The 1,236-nt window shown below is 59.5% G+C and carries 1 protein-coding gene; it reads right to left on the bottom strand.

The window, feature by feature from the left end:
- Positions 1-47: 47 nt before the first annotated feature.
- A protein-coding gene (locus DIE22_RS37745) for an IS3 family transposase (protein WP_124547180.1) occupies positions 48-1,168 on the bottom strand; the annotation gives its coding sequence in 2 pieces (ribosomal slippage) (positions 48-910 and positions 910-1,168; 1,122 coding nt in all).
- Positions 1,169-1,236 lie beyond the last annotated feature (68 nt).

Raw genomic sequence — 1,236 nt, 5'->3', positions numbered from 1 at the left:
TGACCTGCCCCCTTCAATAGGGCCAATGGGCTTCTAGCAAAGTCCCTTTAAACCAACTCCTGGAATGCGGCAGGAGCATCCGCGGTTGCCCGATGTTTCGCCGCAAACTCTGACGGCGCAAGGTAGTTCAGTGCGCTGTGCGGCCTTTGCTCGTTGTAGTCCTGACGCCATGCAGCGATGACGGCCCGAGCGTGGGCGAGCGTCTTGAACCAGTGCTCGTTAAGGCATTCATCGCGGAACTTGCCGTTGAACGATTCAATGTACGCATTCTGCGTTGGCTTGCCCGCCTGAATCAACTTCAGAGTGACGCCGTTCGCATACGCCCACTGATCAAGCGCGCGGCTCGTAAATTCGGGTCCCTGGTCTGTTCGCACCGCCTTGGGATAGCCACGGAAGCGAGCTGCGCGGTCCAATGCCCGAGCGACATACAAGCCTGAGATGCCATGGTCGACGACGATGTCGACAGCCTCTTTCGTGAAGTCGTCGACGACGGTCAGGCACTTCACGCGTCGGCCGTTGGCAAGCGCGTCCATCACGAAATCGATTGACCACACCTCGTTGGGTGCGCCCGGCAATGCCAGTTGCTCGCGCTCAATCATGACGCCGTGGCGCCTGCGACGGCGTCGCACAGCCAACCCTGCCTCACGGTACAGGCGATAGATGCGCTTGTGATTGGCGTGTGTGCCTTCGCGTTCCATCAGGGCGTGCAGTCGCCGGTAGCCGAATCGACGACGTTCGTGCGCCAACTCCACCAGACGCGCCGCTAGCACCTCATTCTCGTGGTCCGGCTTCGCGTCGTAATGCAGCACGCTGCGAGAAAGCCCGACAAGCCGGCAAGCGCGGCGCTCAGAGATGTTGACCCTCTCCCGAATCGCCGACACTGCTTCGCGTTTGGCTTGCGGGCTCAGGGCTTTCCCTTGACCACGACCTTCAACGCTTCCATATCGAGCATTGCTTCGGCCAGCAGTTTCTTCAGCCGGGCATTCTCCACCTCGAGGTCCTTGAGCCGGCGGGCTTCCGAGACTTCCATGCCGCCAAACTTCGCACGCCAGGTGTAGAACGACGCATCACTGAACCCGTGCTTCCTGCACAGTTCCTTGACCGGCATACCGACCTCGGCTTCCTTCAGAAACCCGATGATTTGCTGTTCCGTAAAGCGCTTCTTCATGTTCGTCTTCTTCTCCGAAAACGAACTTTACTAGACTCCGGTTGGCCCTGTTTGCAGGGGGCAGGTCA

Source organism: Burkholderia sp. Bp9142, assembly GCF_003853415.1.
Classification (GTDB): Bacteria; Pseudomonadota; Gammaproteobacteria; order Burkholderiales; family Burkholderiaceae; genus Burkholderia.
This window is presented reverse-complemented; position numbering and strand designations above follow the sequence as displayed.